This window comes from Vibrio sp. 811, assembly GCF_033339195.1.
The window spans coordinates 1-547 of the sequence record NZ_JAWOUB010000812.1 but is presented as its reverse complement, the minus strand read 5'-3'; the positions used below and the strand labels follow the sequence as shown (position 1 = coordinate 547).

Sequence of the window (547 nt, the reverse complement as noted above, 5' to 3'; positions counted from 1 at the left end):
TAAAGCATTTTCAAATGTGATCGCCATGCATCTTTCCTTACAGTCGGCTCGAATACGCCAAGATACAAACAAGATACGTGCCATAAAATTTATTTATATTTATCAATGACTTACAAACAAGAGTGGAAACCAAACTTCCGGTTTACGGAAAGCAAAAAAATTAGGGGGAAAACTCTAATTTCCTCAAAGTGGATACTGTTATTAGGAATTCTTTCGGCAGGACAAACTTTCGCCAACACGGACCAAACCACCTTCTCATCGGAGGAGCTAAAGGCCGTTATCGCGAAACATTTTGAACAAGAAGTAGACCGCGTAGCCAAGTCCAACCAGTGGGGCGAGTATCAACTAGAGTACGATTTGTGGGTGCCAGGTTCTGCCAACCATTTACCCAAATGCGACGCCAAATTGGTGATCACGGGTCGCGATAACCAACCTTTGCCAGTCGGTAACTTAAAGCGTTCCGTCAGTTGCGAAGATCTCACTGCTCCATGGCGAATCAATGTCACGATCAAATCTTCGGTCACACTGCCAGTGGTGGTTGCGGCGA

At 45.0% G+C, this 547-nt stretch carries 1 pseudogene; it reads left to right on the top strand.

The window, feature by feature from the left end:
* Window positions 1-105: 105 nt before the first annotated feature.
* Window positions 106-547 (top strand): annotated as a pseudogene (locus tag R7Q46_RS29535) (flagella basal body P-ring formation protein FlgA); the annotation flags it as partial.